12 protein-coding genes are annotated in these 14332 nt (G+C 60.4%); 6 read left to right on the top strand and 6 right to left on the bottom strand.

The features are described 5' to 3' along the window. The first annotated feature begins 57 nt into the window (after window positions 1-57). Both ACIGDJ_RS25690 and ACIGDJ_RS25685 read left to right on the top strand, forming a co-directional pair. A complete protein-coding gene (locus ACIGDJ_RS25690) occupies window positions 58-1476 on the top strand; it encodes a TIGR00366 family protein (RefSeq protein ID WP_313000648.1) in 1419 nt (472 codons plus the stop codon). A gap of 157 nt (window positions 1477-1633) precedes the next feature. Then, window positions 1634-2806, top strand: a complete 1173-nt coding sequence (locus ACIGDJ_RS25685) for a hypothetical protein (RefSeq protein WP_397479929.1) — start codon at window positions 1634-1636, stop codon at window positions 2804-2806. A gap of 61 nt (window positions 2807-2867) precedes the next feature. Here the strand turns inward: ACIGDJ_RS25685 and can are convergent, their stop codons facing one another. Beyond that, the gene (gene can / locus ACIGDJ_RS25680) at window positions 2868-3512 is read right to left on the bottom strand and encodes a carbonate dehydratase (protein WP_039761245.1); all 645 of its coding nucleotides are present in this window, start codon (window positions 3510-3512) and stop codon (window positions 2868-2870) included. A 140-nt stretch (window positions 3513-3652) separates the two neighbouring features. Here can and ACIGDJ_RS25675 point away from each other — a divergent pair, with 140 nt between their 5' ends. Then, window positions 3653-4057 (top strand): serine kinase/phosphatase, encoded by a 405-nt coding sequence (locus ACIGDJ_RS25675; RefSeq protein ID WP_101161822.1) that lies wholly within the window; start codon window positions 3653-3655, stop codon window positions 4055-4057. A gap of 118 nt (window positions 4058-4175) precedes the next feature. Here the strand turns inward: ACIGDJ_RS25675 and rimI are convergent, their stop codons facing one another. Both rimI and ACIGDJ_RS25665 read right to left on the bottom strand, forming a co-directional pair. Beyond that, window positions 4176-4628: a ribosomal protein S18-alanine N-acetyltransferase gene (gene rimI, locus ACIGDJ_RS25670; RefSeq protein ID WP_101161820.1), complete on the bottom strand. Its 453-nt coding sequence runs from the start codon at window positions 4626-4628 to the stop codon at window positions 4176-4178. Continuing rightward, entirely contained in the window at window positions 4621-5379 is a 759-nt protein-coding gene (locus tag ACIGDJ_RS25665; RefSeq protein WP_101161818.1) for an energy transducer TonB, read from the bottom strand. Before ACIGDJ_RS25665 ends, rimI begins: the two co-directional genes overlap by 8 nt. A gap of 242 nt (window positions 5380-5621) precedes the next feature. Here ACIGDJ_RS25665 and mksB point away from each other — a divergent pair, with 242 nt between their 5' ends. The 3 genes from mksB to mksF are packed head-to-tail and all read left to right on the top strand — an operon-like array spanning window position 5622 to window position 10430. Beyond that, on the top strand, window positions 5622-6902 hold the full coding sequence (gene mksB, locus ACIGDJ_RS25660; RefSeq protein ID WP_178081233.1) for an Mks condensin complex protein MksB: 1281 nt from the start codon (window positions 5622-5624) through the stop codon (window positions 6900-6902). Then, a complete protein-coding gene (gene mksE, locus ACIGDJ_RS25655) occupies window positions 6892-7593 on the top strand; it encodes an Mks condensin complex protein MksE (RefSeq protein WP_203419496.1) in 702 nt (233 codons plus the stop codon). Before mksB ends, mksE begins: the two co-directional genes overlap by 11 nt. Beyond that, on the top strand, window positions 7590-10430 hold the full coding sequence (gene mksF, locus ACIGDJ_RS25650; RefSeq protein WP_101161814.1) for an Mks condensin complex protein MksF: 2841 nt from the start codon (window positions 7590-7592) through the stop codon (window positions 10428-10430). Before mksE ends, mksF begins: the two co-directional genes overlap by 4 nt. 117 nt (window positions 10431-10547) lie before the next feature. Here the strand turns inward: mksF and ACIGDJ_RS25645 are convergent, their stop codons facing one another. From ACIGDJ_RS25645 to ACIGDJ_RS25635, 3 genes are read right to left on the bottom strand one after another with little or no spacing between them, the layout of a single operon-like run. Next, on the bottom strand, window positions 10548-12851 hold the full coding sequence (locus ACIGDJ_RS25645) for an MlaD family protein (protein ID WP_313000629.1): 2304 nt from the start codon (window positions 12849-12851) through the stop codon (window positions 10548-10550). Continuing rightward, window positions 12844-13467 carry a paraquat-inducible protein A gene (locus ACIGDJ_RS25640; RefSeq protein ID WP_101161810.1) on the bottom strand — a complete coding sequence of 208 codons (624 nt, stop codon included), beginning with the start codon at window positions 13465-13467 and terminating at the stop codon, window positions 12844-12846. Before ACIGDJ_RS25640 ends, ACIGDJ_RS25645 begins: the two co-directional genes overlap by 8 nt. Beyond that, window positions 13454-14113 (bottom strand): paraquat-inducible protein A, encoded by a 660-nt coding sequence (locus tag ACIGDJ_RS25635; RefSeq protein WP_101162251.1) that lies wholly within the window; start codon window positions 14111-14113, stop codon window positions 13454-13456. Before ACIGDJ_RS25635 ends, ACIGDJ_RS25640 begins: the two co-directional genes overlap by 14 nt. Between the last annotated feature and the right edge of the window lie 219 nt (window positions 14114-14332).

The following is a 14332-nucleotide window of genomic DNA, read 5'->3' as shown; positions in this document are numbered from 1 at the left end:
AATGCTGAGATTGTGGCCATAGACCAAAATAACCATAAAAAATCCGAGGTACTTCCCGTGGCCGTTGATATCGAAGATAGCCGCTCCGCGCGCTTTGCCCTGCGCTGTTCAAATTTTGCCGAACGCTGGTTTCCCGACTCCTGGGTGTTCGCCGCGTTGGCCGTCATCATCGTTGCGCTGGCCACCCTGGCCATGGGCGCCAAACCCACCGCTGCGGCGATGGCCTTCGGAGACGGCTTCTGGAGCCTGATCCCGTTCACCATGCAAATGGCCTTCGTGGTAATCGGCGGCTATGTCGTCGCCAGCTCGCCGCCTGCCGTCAAACTGATCGACAAACTGGCACGCATCCCGAAGAACGGCCGCTCCGCCGTGGCCTGGGTGGCGTTGATCTCGATGGTTGCATCGTTGCTCAATTGGGGTCTGTCGCTGGTGTTCGGCGGGCTGCTGGTGCGCGCCCTCGCCCGCCGCACCGATCTGAAAATGGATTACCGCGCCGCCGGCGCTGCGGCATACCTGGGACTTGGCGCGGTGTGGGCGCTGGGCTTGTCATCGTCGGCCGCACAGTTGCAGGCCAACCCGGGCAGCCTGCCGCCGTCGATCCTGTCGATCACTGGCGTGATCCCGTTCACCGAAACCATTTTCCTCTGGCAGTCCGGCGTGATGCTGCTGGCGCTGATCGTGATCTCGATCATCATCGCCTACGCCACTGCGCCCGGTCCGAACTCGGCACGCGACGCCGAGGCCTGCGGCATCGACCCGGCCTTCAACCTGCCGCCGCTGCAACCGCGCACTCGCCCCGGCGAATGGCTGGAACACAGCCCGTTACTGATCATTGTGCTGGTGCTGCTGGCAGCGGGATGGCTGTTACACGAGTTCTCGACCAAACCGGCGATCACCGCGATTTCCGGGCTGAACACCTACAACTTCCTGTTCATCATGCTCGGCGCGCTGCTGCACTGGCGCCCGCGCAGCTTCCTCGATGCGGTAGCCCGCGCGGTGCCGACCACTACTGGCGTGTTGATCCAGTTCCCGCTGTACGGCTCGATCGCTGCGTTGATGACCACAGTCAAGGGCGCCGATGCGCAAACCCTCGCGCATCACATCTCGACCTTCTTCGTCAGCATCGCCTCCCACGACACCTATGCGCTGCTGATGGGCGTCTATTCGGCGATTCTCGGCTTTTTCATCCCGTCCGGCGGCGGCAAATGGATCATCGAAGCGCCCTACGTGATGCAAGTCGCCAATGACCTGCAATACCACCTCGGCTGGGCAGTGCAGATCTACAACGCCGCCGAAGCCCTGCCGAACCTGATCAACCCGTTCTACATGCTGCCGCTGCTGGGCGTGCTCGGGTTGAAGGCGCGGGATCTGATCGGCTTCTCGTTCGTGCAACTGCTGGTGCATACGCCGCTGGTGCTGCTGTTGTTGTGGGCGCTGGGGACGACATTGGCGTATACGCCGCCGGTGATGCCGTAGCGCAAACGAGCCAGGCCTGTAGGAGCGAGCGCTCGCTTGCACAGGTCTGGCGTGGAAATCATGAAATCCACACTCGACAGCTTTTCTGTCAAACACCGCTGATCCACTATGACGCGCCCCCAAATCGAGGGGAACCCACGCTGAAATGGATCTGAGCATGTTCAAACTCGCAGGATTTACCCTCGTTGCACTGACGCTAAGCGCCGCCGCTCACGCCGATGTCGACGTGAAACTGGGCAGCACAGAGCGCGTCACCCGCCTCTTCGCCTACCCCAACAATTGCAGCGTGATCTGCTTCCGCAACTGGACGCTGGAGCAGACCGTTGCTCATTACCTGAGCCAGAGCGTGCAGCGTGATGGCTACGCCGATGCCAAGGTGCTGGTGAAAACCGATAACGATCAGCTCTACGCCGAGATCACCGGAGTGCCGGACGGCTATGACAAGCCGCTGTCGGCGTTGCTCGACGCCGGCGATCTGGCTTACGCCGGCGCCAGCAAGCTCAATGCCGAGGGCAAATGGACCTACAGCTGGTATTTTTTCCTGCCGCTGGGCATGGCCCTGGAAAATCGCAAAAGCGTCGAGTTGCTGCACTTTCCGCCTGACTACTCGCTGACCCAGGCGCAGGACTATCTGCGTTCGAACACCACCGATCGCTGGGCGTCTTTGCTGACCACTAACGGCATCCCTGCCGGGCAGACGCCGGCTTATCAGACCATCATCGACATCGCGCCGATCGCCGCGCCGTCCAGTGCCGGCGGGGATCTGGAGGACGTCTACGACTACTTCAAGGCCTACCAGACCACGCTGGTCAAGCAGTTCAGCCAGACCGCCAGCGGCGCGACGCTGCCGATGGTTGCGTTTGGGGCGCCGGTGCGCAACTGGATCAAGGAACAATATGGGCCGACGGTCGCCGTATTGGGTCTGGCAAGCATCAGTCCGAGCGAAGGGGTGAATGTGCCGGTGCTCGGCTCGAATCATCCGAGCTATATCTGGTACGCCGCTGATCCGAAGAGCTATACCGGCGACGATGCACAGGCCAAGGCTGACGCCGCAGGTCTGAAAGTCATGGGCCAGGATTTGAGCGCGGCTTGCTGGCAGGCCGGGATGGGCAGCGAACCGGGCAGCAATGCGCAGGCCACGCTGAACAGTTGCACGCAAACATGGCAGGTGACGCAAAAGGTCACCACGTGCGAGTTGTTCTACACCTCGATCCGCGATCTCAGTGCCGAACAGGCAGCCGCCAAGTGCGCCACGCCAGCGGTCAAGAAACAACTGCAGCAGCTGAAAGCGCCACTGCCTGCGGCTGCCGCGCCCGCGCCGGCTCTGTAATCGTTGCCGGAGCAACCTCGCGCCAGCCAATGCTGACCCGGGATTACGGCAAAAGCCGCGGTTATGGTGCGCCGACCGGGCGCAAGCGATATTGCGGCGGCAATTGCTCGAAACCGCTGATGGTGGTGTTCAGACTTTTCCAGCGACCGTCCTTGATGCCGTAGATGCAACCGTGTATCGACAGTGGCTGGCCGCGATGCCAGGCATTCTGAATGATGCTGGTGTGCGCAACGTTGGCCACTTGCTGGATCACGTTGAGTTCACACATCCGGTCGACCTGCTCTTCTTCGGTCGCCAACTTGGCCAGCTCTTCGCGTTTCTCGTAGTACAGATCACGGATCGACCGCAGCCAGCCGTCGATCAGGCCAAACTGGCGATCCTGCATCGACGCACGCACACCGCCGCAGCCGTAGTGGCCAGTGACGAGGATGTGTTTGACCTTGAGGACGTCGACGGCGTACTGGATCACCGACAGGCAATTGAGGTCGGTGTGCAGCACGACATTGGCGACGTTGCGGTGTACGAACAGATCGCCCGGCAGCATGCCGACGATTTCGTTGGCCGGGACACGCGCATCGGAGCAGCCGATCCACAGGTATTCCGGTGTCTGCTGGCGCGCCAGTTTGGCGAAGAAGTCCGGGTCTTCCTTGGTGATCGCGTCAGCCCAACGCTCGTTGTTATCAATCAGGTCTTGTAGATCGTGCATGTTTAAGGCCTCAATAAAGATGCGCAGGTTTGATAGACGACCACCCGTCGAAGTCACGCCGCCAGCGCAAAGTGTTTCCGTTGGAATTCTCGCGCGCCCGGTGAGTCCACTCAGTAAGGCCCACAGTATGAGGATTTGCCATGACTGATTCACGACGCCCTTATGATGCGGTGCAACCGGAACCCATCGATGATAACGAAGACCGCATGGGCTCGGTGCACGAGCTGGATTTCGACGACGAAGAGCCCAGCGCGAAGATCGGTGATGAGCTGCCCGAGCGTGAACGAGAACAGCTGATGCCGGCTGAGCGGGTGCGTGAGGCGGGTCTGACCGGGGCCTCGGTGGACGATCACCAGCCGACTGACGATGACCTGAGCCCGGAAACGCTGATTCGCGAGGACGGTGCACGCGATGCCGAGGAAGTCGGCGAGGGTAATCCGGCGGATTGGGATTTGAGCGAGGTCGGGGAAAATGACATCGGCGGCGGTGACGGGCTGGATGAGGCGGAACTGGCGGACCTGGATCCGCTGGATGGCAAGCGCTGATCAGCTGATTGAAAGTCGCTCCATGTAGGAGCTGCCGAAGGCTGCGATCTTTTGACTTTTTTTGCAAAATCCAAAACAAGATCAAAGGATCGCAGCCTTCGGCAGCTCCTACATGGCATCAGTCGATGAGGGTGCAGGCCATCACGACCGCATCCTCACGTCCACCCACCGCCGGATAGTAATCGCGACGCCGGCCAATCTCATTGAAGCCATAACGCTCATACAACTTGAACGCGGCAGTATTGCTGTCGCGCACTTCGAGAAAACACTCCCGAGCCTCAGCGGCATACGCTCGCGACATCAAATGCTCAAGCAAGGTCAGCCCCAACCCACGCCCCTGATTTTCCGGTTTGACGGTGATATTGAGCAGATGCGCCTCATCAAGAATGATCTGCACCACGCCGTGCCCGACCTGCTGCTGCCCTTCGAACATCAGCCAGATCTGATATTTGCCCAGGCCATCGAGAAAGATCCCGCGGGTCCACGGATGGCTGTACGCGGCGTATTCGATCTTCAACACAGCGTCCAGATCCGCCTCGGTCATCGGGCGAAAGGTTACAGCCTCACTCATCGGATTGTTTCCAGCGCGCCATCAGCCGACGCATGGCTTGCCAGACAGCAGCCTTGCGCTGTGGCTCTTCCATTAACAGTTCCAGACCGGGAATGGCCCAGGCCAGGCCCAGACCTTCGATCTGCAATTGACTATTGAACGCTTCGGCGTCCGCTTCACCGGCGAACTTCACCGCTGGCAAGCCGATCAACCATAAACAGGCGCAGGGTGCTGCTTCCATCTGTACCGAGAGGAAGCCCTGCACAAAGTCGCGCGCCGCTTCCGGGCCTTGGTCCAGGGTGCCGCGATTGAGCCACGGCCAGCGCACCGGTTCGCCGACGATCTGCGGTGCATCGGGCAGACCGGCGGCGCGCAGCATGTCTTTGAGCAGCAGGTAGGCGGGATCGCGACTTTGAAACGCTTCGCCTGTGGGTAACTCGACCAGCAGCAGGCAGCGCCCGGCGCGCAGCAGTTGCAGGGCGAAACGCGGCGGCGGCACTGGCGCAGGTTTGGCCACCACCGGCGTCTCGTCGACTTCTTCCACCGGTTTCGCGCCGTTGCGGGTGCTGGCCAGCGACGGACGCGGCACTTCGATTTTCGGCCGCTCGACCGGCCGCTCCACCGGACGCGCGGCAGACTGCCCGGGTGCTTGGGCCTGAGGCGCCGGTGCAACCGGGACCTCAAGCTCAGGCTCAGGTATTTCCAGCAGCTCGGGCCGCGACGGTGCGGCGAAAGGCAGTTCGGTGCGCGGCAGCCAGTTGACCACCTGCATGGCGTTCAAATAGGCGCGGCGGCGGGACTCGATAAGCAAAGGTCGGCCACTTGTGGATAACGGAAAGTGCGCTGATTCTACCGCCCTTCGCGCAAGATCGCTTGCTGTTGATCGATAGCCTGTGCTGCACCGCGCCGCTGCGCTTTGAGCAAAGAATGCGACAGCCCGTCCCGAGAGTGAATCGCCACGCCTGTGATGCAGTACAATCGCCGCTTTTAATTGCCAACCAGCCGGCCATTCCGATGATCGAACCCAAGCGCGTCTTGCGCGCCCTCGCTGAACACTGGGCACTTCTGGAGCCATTGTGCGAGCACTTCGACCAAGGCACCCTGAGCCTCAACGAACTGCGCACGCAACTGGCCGCCCAACAACTCGACAGCACGCCGCAGGACATCACCAGCCTGCTCGACGTGTGGATCCGCCTCGACATTCTGGTGCCGGTGGCGAAAAGCCCGAACCGTTTCGAGCTGAACGCGCAGATCCACGACTTCCTGGCCTACCTGCGCCGCGAACACCGGCTGGGCCTGTGCCTGGAAATCGAAGCCTACCTGCGTCACCTCGAACGGCTGGCCGGTTACATCCAGGACGCCTTCGACGTACGCGACGGCAACGACCTCGCCCGCCAGTTGCGCCTGCTCGACATGCGCGTGCGCGACGTACTGAAGAAGCTCGACAACGACGAACAGGCGCTGGTCGCCGTGGCTGAACGCGCCAAGACCAGCGACCGGCAGATTCCGCTGCGTCAGCGTTACGCCGAAGTACTGGCGACGTGGGACGAATACGTCGAGCCGATGATCGATCTGGTCAACGCCGACGGCGCCTTCGAACAGGGCGTGCGCAAGGTCGAAACGGTGCTGCTGAAAATGCTCAGCGAACAGCAGCGCCTTGGCCATCTGGTCGATGACGACATGCTCCTGCGCACCCACGCGCGCATTCTCGAAATGCAGACCAGCGCCCAACTCACTCTGCGTCACGCCCGCGAACTGCTGCTGCCGCTGCGTGAAGAAGCACGCCGGCACAACGCCGTGACCCGAGGTGCTGCGTTGGCCCTGGCGGCGATCCGGCGTAAAGGCATCGACGCCGTGCCGCAAGCGGCGATGCCATTGTTCACTCGCCCGCAAAGCACCTTCCTCGGCAGCGCCAGTCAGGTCGAAGCGTACGTGTATGCGCTGGCGCGTTTCGAGCCGAAACCGGCGCGCTTCCCCAAGGCGCACAAGACCCAGAAGGCTGGCGATGCGCCGCGTGCACCGCGCACCGTGCGCGAGATGGTCGACCGTTGCGAAGAGTCCCTGCCGATGCCGGATCTGATGACCTGGCTGCTGGAGCAGGAACCGGACGGCGCGACCGACGAATTGCTCTACTGGTTCTCGCGCCTGTCGCGGGAAAAACGCTTCAAGCGCGAGCGTCTGGAACGCCGCGAATACCACACTCACGAGCATCAGGTCAGCCTGCGCTCCTTCGCCCTGCTCTCGGCCAGCGACACCGCCGCCGAGAATTCTGCGAGCATCCCCCATGCATCTTGATCTTTCCGAACTGTCGCAACTGGCGCCGATCTTCCGCGAGTTGTTCAAGGGTTATCACGTCAGCCGCCGTGATCCTGAGCTGTACACCCAGCTGTCGAACTTCCAGGACCAGTACCGCACGCTGTTCAAGGCGCTGGGCTTTGAACTGGTCTGCGACACCCGTGGCTTTTATTACTTCGTGCCGGACATGGCCGCCGCGGCGGTGAACAAGACCGCCCAGCGTCTGGCGCTGTTCACCTTCATCCTCGTCGAGCATCTGGCCGATCAGGGCCGCGACCCGATCGCCGTGCTCGACGGCGGCAGCCTCGGCCGTGAAGAACTGCCGTCGCTGCTGGACAAGTACCGCGACCTGTTCATTCAGGCCGAAGTGCAGACCGTTGAAGAACTCGAAGAAAAGATCATGCGTCGCATGACTCAACTGGGTTTCGCCGGCGAAGAAAACGGTGTCTACCGCTTTCTGCCGCCCATGCACCGTTTCCTCGACGTGTGCCTGTCGGTCCAGCAGGACCGCGATCTCGCGGCCAGCGTGCACAGCGTTCTGCCGCTGCCGGCACCGGTGCTGATCGATGAAGCGGCCGAAGCGAAATTCCTCGAAACCGACGATCCATTGGATTTGAGCGAATTTGAAGAAGAAAGCGAAGAAGACGCACTGGCCCGCGCCATTGCCGAAGAACAGGAGTCCGACGCATGAGCCAGGAACGCTACGGCATTCGCCGCTTTGCCCTTTTGAACACCGCCGGTTACAGCCTCGGCCTGTTCCCGCTGGAAGAACCGCTGTCGGTTTACGGCGCGAACAACCTCGGCAAATCGGCATCGATCAACGCCTTGCAGTTCCCGATTCTGGCGCGCATGTCGGACATGAGTTTCGGCAAGTACAGCCTTGAACAATCGCGGCGCTTCTACTTTGCTTCTGACACCAGCTACATCCTCGTCGAAGTGAATCTGCCACACGGCCCGCACGTGATTGGTGTGGTCGGTCGTGGCCCGGGCGGTGGTTTCGGTCATCAGTTCTTCGCCTACGCCGGCAAGCTCGATCTGGCCCATTATCAGAAAAACGATACCTGCCTGCGCCAGAAAGAGCTGTTCAGCAACCTTGAGAAAGAAGGCCTGAAAGCCTACGAACTCAAGCCTGACGAACTGCGTCGTTTGCTGGTCGGCGGCCACACGTCGATCCCGCTCGACCTGACGCTGATCCCGCTGCGCTCGACCAGCGAGCAAAGCCTGAAGACCTTCCGCGCGTTGTTCATCAACCTGCTGCACATGCGCGAAATCACCGCGGCCAAGCTCAAGCAATTGTTCCTCGATGCCTTCGAACACAGCCTGCGTTCTGGCAGCGTCGATTACATCGCTGCCTGCGAAGAAGCCTTCCGCGATGTACGCCGCATGGAACAGGACTACAACTCGCTGGTTGCCGCCGGCCCTTTGGTTGAGGCACTGGCCAACGGCGTGAAACAGCGCGACGTGCTGCGCGGCAAACTGCATCGCCTGTCGCCGCTGCTCGATTCCCTGCTCGGCACCTGGTCGGACTACGCCACCGCGCGCAAGGAAGAGCTGACGATTCAGGCCGAGCACTACCGTCGCGAGCAGGACGATCTGCAAAACGATCAGCGCGGCGGCACTCAGGAACTGATGCGTCTGGAGCGGGAGATTTCCGGGATCCAGCGCTGGCTCGGCGAGCTGTCGGTGCTGAAGAACCGCTTCGCGCTGGTCGATGACGTCAAAGTGCTCGAGCAACAATTGCTTGCCGCCAAGGACGCTCACGACGAACTGGCCGGTGCCTTGGCGCAGTCGCGGCAGTTCAGCGCCGAGGATCTGGAGGAGCGTCTGCGCGATCTGGAAAAACGTCTGAAGTCGGTGAAGCAGCAACTCGATAATGCCGACAACAACAGCTACGCCCGTCTGCGCGAAGAGTTCTCGCAACAGGACGTCGAACGCCTGATGCGTCTGTTCAACAGCGCGCTGTTCAGCCTGCCGCTGGGCGAACACGGCATCACCCTCGACGAGAACGGCGAGTGGGTCAAATCGGTCGAGCTGATTCTCGATGGCTTCAAGGGCGAGCGTTTCGAAGTGCCAGGCCTGTCGATCGACATCTCGCACATCGAGCCGCCGGCCCTGCAAGCGCTGGCCGACCGCGCCGCATTGCGCGATCAGAAAGAGCGTCTGGAAAAAGAGCTCAAGCAACTGAAAACCCAGCAGGCCGTGGCCGCCGACCGCGCCGCGAGCAAGACCCAGACCGAGGCGCTGTATCAGCAGGTGCTGGACGCGCAGAAGGCGCTGGAAGATTTCCGTCGCACCCAGACCCTGAGCGCCGAAGAAAGCGACAAGCTCGAGCAACTGGCGCAGATGGAAGCCGCGCAGGACGAACTCAAGCGCTCCAGCGATGCCTTCACCGAGCGCGTCCAGCAACTGTCGGCCAAGCTGCAACTGGTTGGCCGGCAGATCGCTGACATGGAAGCCAAGCAACGCACGCTCGACGACGCCCTGCGCCGCCGCCAGTTGCTGCCGGCGGATCTGCCGTTCGGTACGCCGTTCATGGACCCGGTCGACGATTCGATGGACAACCTGCTGCCGCTGCTCAACGATTATCAGGACAGCTGGCAGGGCCTGCTGCGCGCCGACGGTCAGATCGAAGCGCTGTATGCCCAGGTGCGCCTCAAAGGCGTGGCCAAGTTCGACAGCGAAGACGACATGGAGCGCCGTCTGTCGCTGCTGATCAACGCTTACGCGCACCGCACCGATGAAGCCCTGACACTGGGCAAGGCGCGCCGCGCGGCGGTCACCGACATCGCACGCACCCTGCGCAACATCCGCAGCGACTACGACAGCCTCGAGCATCAACTGGCGCTGTTCAACCGCGAGATCAACAAGCGTCAGGTTTCCAACCTGCAGAGTTTCCGCATCGTCCTCGCGCCGAACAAGGAAGCGCTCAAGCACATCGATCAGATCATCCACAGTGCCGGGCAGTACGAAGAAGGCGAAACCCTGTCGGTGTTCGACCTCAGCCAAAGCGCCGAGCAGGACAACAAGAACGAAGAGGCCAAGGAATACCTGGCACGGCTGGTGGCGGCGAACCACAACCAGCTCGGCCTCAAGGACTTGTTCGAACTGGCCTTCGAGATCACCAAGGTCAACGGTCAGCCAGTGATCCACACCGACATCGACGGCGCGGCCTCCAACGGCACGACCATGACCATCAAGGCGCTGACCAACATGTATTTGTTGCTGCACTTGATGGACCGTGACCTGGCCGGCCGCGTGCGTCTGCCGTACTACCTCGACGAGGCAGCGGACATCGACGAGAAGAACCAGGCGGCGCTGCTGGAAACCAGTCTGCAACTGGGCTTCGTGCCGATTCTGGCGAGTGTGAAGCCGCAGGTCTGCGCCAGTGTAGCTATCGACCTTGAGGGCGGCAGCGGCCCGGCGGGGATCTACATCGATGAGGCGGACTGGAAATACATCCGTCGCCATGATGTGGTGAAGGCCACGTTGAACGTGCAAGCGGACGAGCCGGAGCTGGATGCGGTTTGATCGGCTTTAGCTGAAGACAAAAAAAGGGCCGCGATCTGATCGCGGCCCTTTTTTATGGTCTGGATTTTGTGTTGATTTGGCTGGCCCCTTCGCGCGCAGGCTATTCGACAGACGCCACTACTTACCCAGCTGAATCTTCGGCGCCCAGGTCAGCCATTCATCCTCAAACTTGTCGAACAACGGGAACGTCTGCTCGGCTCGCGCCGGATTGCCCATGCGTTCGCCATCCGGTGTGGCGAAGGCGATGCCGCCCTGAATCAGCGTCTCCAGCGATTCGGTGCGCACCGTGACACCTTTGAACAAACCGTAATCGAAGCCCACGCCGCTGGTGTTCCAGAAGCGGCTGCCGCTGCGCACCAGCGGCGCGTACTTCGGCTCGATCAGGATGTGCACCAACACTCGGTCAGCCGTTTGGCCCAACTCATAACCGGTGACCTTGCCGACGGTGATTTCACGGTAAGTTACCGGCACTCCAGGCTTGAGCGAACCGCGGCGTGCAGCGCTCAAGACCAGACTCAAACCGGCTTCCTGTTTAGTGACTTCCGGCGCTTCAGCCAAAGCAACGAAGTTTTTCTGCGGCCCGAGATTTTTCACCGCAGGCTGGACTTCGATGTATTTGCCGGTAACCAGCGTTTCCAGATTCTGCGTCTTGATCAGCCCCAGTTCCGGCTTCACCACCCAGAACTGACTGCCGACCCGGGCGATCTTCTCCGGCACTTCGGTGATCCGCGCGGTGAGGATCACAGACTGCATGTCGTCGGTGAGATCGACGCTTTCAATCTTGCCGACATCCAGCCCCTTGAAGCGCACCGGCGTGCCGCTGCTCAAACCGTCGGCGCGGTCGACCTTGATCGTCACCACTGCGCCTTTCTTGTTCGCCTCATCGTGATCTGCAAACAGGCGGAAGCGTGGGATGTGCTTCTTCAGCGGCGCATTGGCCTGCGGCGTTTCGAACGCAATCCCGCCGGCCATCAGCGTTTGCAGGGATTCACTCTTCACCTGAATGCCGCCGGTCAAGCCACCCGTGAGGGTAATGCCGCTGACGTTCCAGAAACGCGTGGAGGCGTTGACCAGGTTTTCGTATTCCTTCTCGATGTGCACGCCGATGACCAGTTGCTTCTTGGTTCTGGAGAACTGGTAGCTCTGCACCGAACCGACCTTGACCTGCTTGTACAGAATCGGGCTGCCGACATCGATTGAGCCCAGCGAATCGGTGAATAGCACCAGATGCAGGCCCGGCGAACGCAGATCCAGCGGCGGTGCTTTGGGCCGCGCCTCGAATTCGCGTTTCGGCGCAGCGCCTTTGTCGCCCGGACGCACGGCGATGTAGTTACCTTTCACCAGCGCTTCCAGGCCGGTGATACCGGCGAGGGAAATCGACGGTTTGACCACCCAGAACTGCGTACCCTCAACCAGATAATCTTCGGCCAACGGATCAAGGGTCAGCTCGGCTGTAGCGCTGTTCAGGTCAGGATCGACCTTCAGCGCTTTCAGATTGCCGACCTGAATCCCCTTGTACATCACCGGCGTGCGACCGGCCTGCAGGCCTTCGAAATCGCTGAGCTTGACCTTGACCCGGATCCCGGCAGCGGCGGCGTCGAAGTCTTCATAGAGACGGAACGGCAGGCTTGGATCCGTCGCCGGGCTGTCCTTGCGATTCTCCGGCGTGGCGAACGCGATACCTCCAGCGACGATGCTGGCCAGGGATTCGCTGCGCACTTTTACCCCGGACAGATTGGCGTCGATACTGATGCCGCTGGCATTCCAGAAACGGGTGTGTTTGCGCACCAGTTTGGCGTAGGTCGGCTCGATGAAGACTTTCAGTTCAACAGTGCTCTGATCTTCGGACAGTACATAGCTTTTGACCTGACCGACTTTGATCTGCTTGTAGAACACCGGGCTGCCACGATTCAACGAACCGAGACGATCAGCCTTGATGGTCAGGTGCAGACCCGGCTTGGCGTCGGACAGCGGCGGCTCTTCGGCGAGTGCCTTGAACTTGCGCACCGGCTCGCCTTCACCGGGGCTGATCGCCACGTAGTTGCCCGAAACCAATGTTTCCAGACCGGTGATACCGGCCAGGGTCACGCTTGGCTTGACCAGCCAGAACCGCGTACTGGTTTTCAGATACTGTTCGACGTCCTTGTTCATTTCGATGGTGGCGATAACCCCTTTGGAGTTGCCTTCATCGTCAAGCTTGAGCGTCTTGACCTTGCCGACCGGCATGCCCTTGTAGACCACCTCAGTCTTGTTGGCCTGGATACCTTCGCCACTCTCGAAGCGCACCTGAATTTCGATGCCGGTTTCCGACCAGGCACGCCAACCGAGCCAGCCGCCAATGATCAGCGCGATCAGAGGCAGCACCCAAATGGCCGACCAGTTCGAAGCCGGTCGGGTTTTCGCTACAGGCAAATCAGTCATGGTCGTCGTCCGACTCCGTGTTATCCCAAATCAGTCGGGGATCGAAAGTTACTGCGGCGAGCATCGTCAGAATCACCACAGAGGCAAAGGCGACGGCGCCCATGTTGGCTTCGACGCTGGCAATCCGGCCGAAGTTGACGACCGCCACGAGAATGGCGATCACGAAAATATCGAGCATTGACCACCGACCAATGAACTCGATGAAACGGTACATCCAGATGCGCTGACGGGCCGACAATGGCTGCCGTCGTTGTACCGAAAACAGCAACAACGCGATGCCGACCAGTTTGAAAGTCGGCACCAGAATACTGGCGATGAACACCACACTCGCGATCGGAATCATGCCGTGCTGCACCAGTTCAATCACTCCGGACATGATGGTGCTCGGCTCACCCTGGCCCAGAGAGCTGACCGTCATGATCGGCAAGACATTGGCCGGGATATAGATGATTGCTGCTGTAATCAGCAGCGCCCACGTTCGGGTCAGGCTGTTGGGGCGGCGAGCGTGAACCTGAGCGCCGCAACGGGTGCAGTTCTGCTCATCGGTGTCTGCTTCCTGCCTGTTCAGCTCGTGGCACTCGGTGCACACCAGAATGCCCGCATCAATCGCCCGCATGGGCATCCTCTCCTGATAATGCCTGCCAGATCTGATGCGGTGACATCACTACCTCCAGCCAGACTTGTACGAGCAACAAACCGATAAAACACGCCAGGCCAAGGCCGACGGTAATCGCCGCCATATCCGCCAATTTGACAATCGCGACGAGGACGCCCATGAGGTAGACCTCAAGCATGCCCCAGTCTCTGAGGTGGTGGTAAATACGATAGAGCAGCAAGCCATAACTACGGCCGACGTCGAAACGAATCGTCAGCAATACAAACAGCTGGCACAGCAACTTGAGCAACGGTATCGCCATACTGCAGAGGAAGACGACGATCGACACACCTTGCATGTCGGTGTTGAACAGGCCAACCACACCGCTCCAGACCGTATCCTGCGAAGATTGCCCGAGGATATTGAGTTGCATGATGGGTAAAAAGTTTGCCGGTACGTAAAGTAATAACGCCGCGATCACTAGGGCGAGGCTGCGCTGCACCACGTTATGGCGGTGGGCATACAACTCATAACCACAACGCGGACAGAGGGCTTTCTCACCATGGGCAAGCGTCGGCTTGCGCATCAGCAGGTCGCACTCATGACAGGCTATCAAGTCTTCCAGCGGTAAATCTGACAGCCCGGGGGTGTCAACCGATTCTGACATACAGGCTCTGACTCCGAAAAAGATGGGGCTATTCTAGTGTTCTGTTTCGAAAATAACTGTGCAATTTTGTTCGCCATGTCTCTGAAAAACTTTCTCGCAGGCAAAACAAAACCCCAACTGCTTACGCAATTGGGGTTTCGGAATTTAATCTTGACGATGACCTACTCTCACATGGGGAAACCCCACACTACCATCGGCGATGCATCGTTTCACTGCTGA

This window comes from Pseudomonas sp. NPDC079367, from assembly GCF_044542195.1.
Lineage (GTDB): Bacteria > Pseudomonadota > Gammaproteobacteria > Pseudomonadales > Pseudomonadaceae > Aquipseudomonas.
Note: the sequence above shows the minus strand (reverse complement) of the source record. Positions and strands in the feature narration are given on the sequence as shown.

Excerpts from the sequence above, each read along its gene's own strand:
- can (WP_039761245.1), bottom strand. The coding sequence starts at position 3,512 with ATGCACGATCTACAAGACCTGATTGATAACAACGAGCGTTGGGCTGAC.
- ACIGDJ_RS25645 (WP_313000629.1), bottom strand. The coding sequence starts at position 12,851 with ATGACTGATTTGCCTGTAGCGAAAACCCGACCGGCTTCGAACTGGTCG.
- ACIGDJ_RS25635 (WP_101162251.1), bottom strand. The coding sequence starts at position 14,113 with ATGTCAGAATCGGTTGACACCCCCGGGCTGTCAGATTTACCGCTGGAA.
- mksF (WP_101161814.1), top strand. The coding sequence starts at position 7,590 with ATGAGCCAGGAACGCTACGGCATTCGCCGCTTTGCCCTTTTGAACACC.
- rimI (WP_101161820.1), bottom strand. The coding sequence starts at position 4,628 with ATGAGTGAGGCTGTAACCTTTCGCCCGATGACCGAGGCGGATCTGGAC.
- mksB (WP_178081233.1), top strand. The coding sequence starts at position 5,622 with ATGATCGAACCCAAGCGCGTCTTGCGCGCCCTCGCTGAACACTGGGCA.
- mksE (WP_203419496.1), top strand. The coding sequence starts at position 6,892 with ATGCATCTTGATCTTTCCGAACTGTCGCAACTGGCGCCGATCTTCCGC.
- ACIGDJ_RS25640 (WP_101161810.1), bottom strand. The coding sequence starts at position 13,467 with ATGCGGGCGATTGATGCGGGCATTCTGGTGTGCACCGAGTGCCACGAG.
- ACIGDJ_RS25685 (WP_397479929.1), top strand. The coding sequence starts at position 1,634 with ATGTTCAAACTCGCAGGATTTACCCTCGTTGCACTGACGCTAAGCGCC.
- ACIGDJ_RS25665 (WP_101161818.1), bottom strand. The coding sequence starts at position 5,379 with ATGCAGGTGGTCAACTGGCTGCCGCGCACCGAACTGCCTTTCGCCGCA.
- ACIGDJ_RS25675 (WP_101161822.1), top strand. The coding sequence starts at position 3,653 with ATGACTGATTCACGACGCCCTTATGATGCGGTGCAACCGGAACCCATC.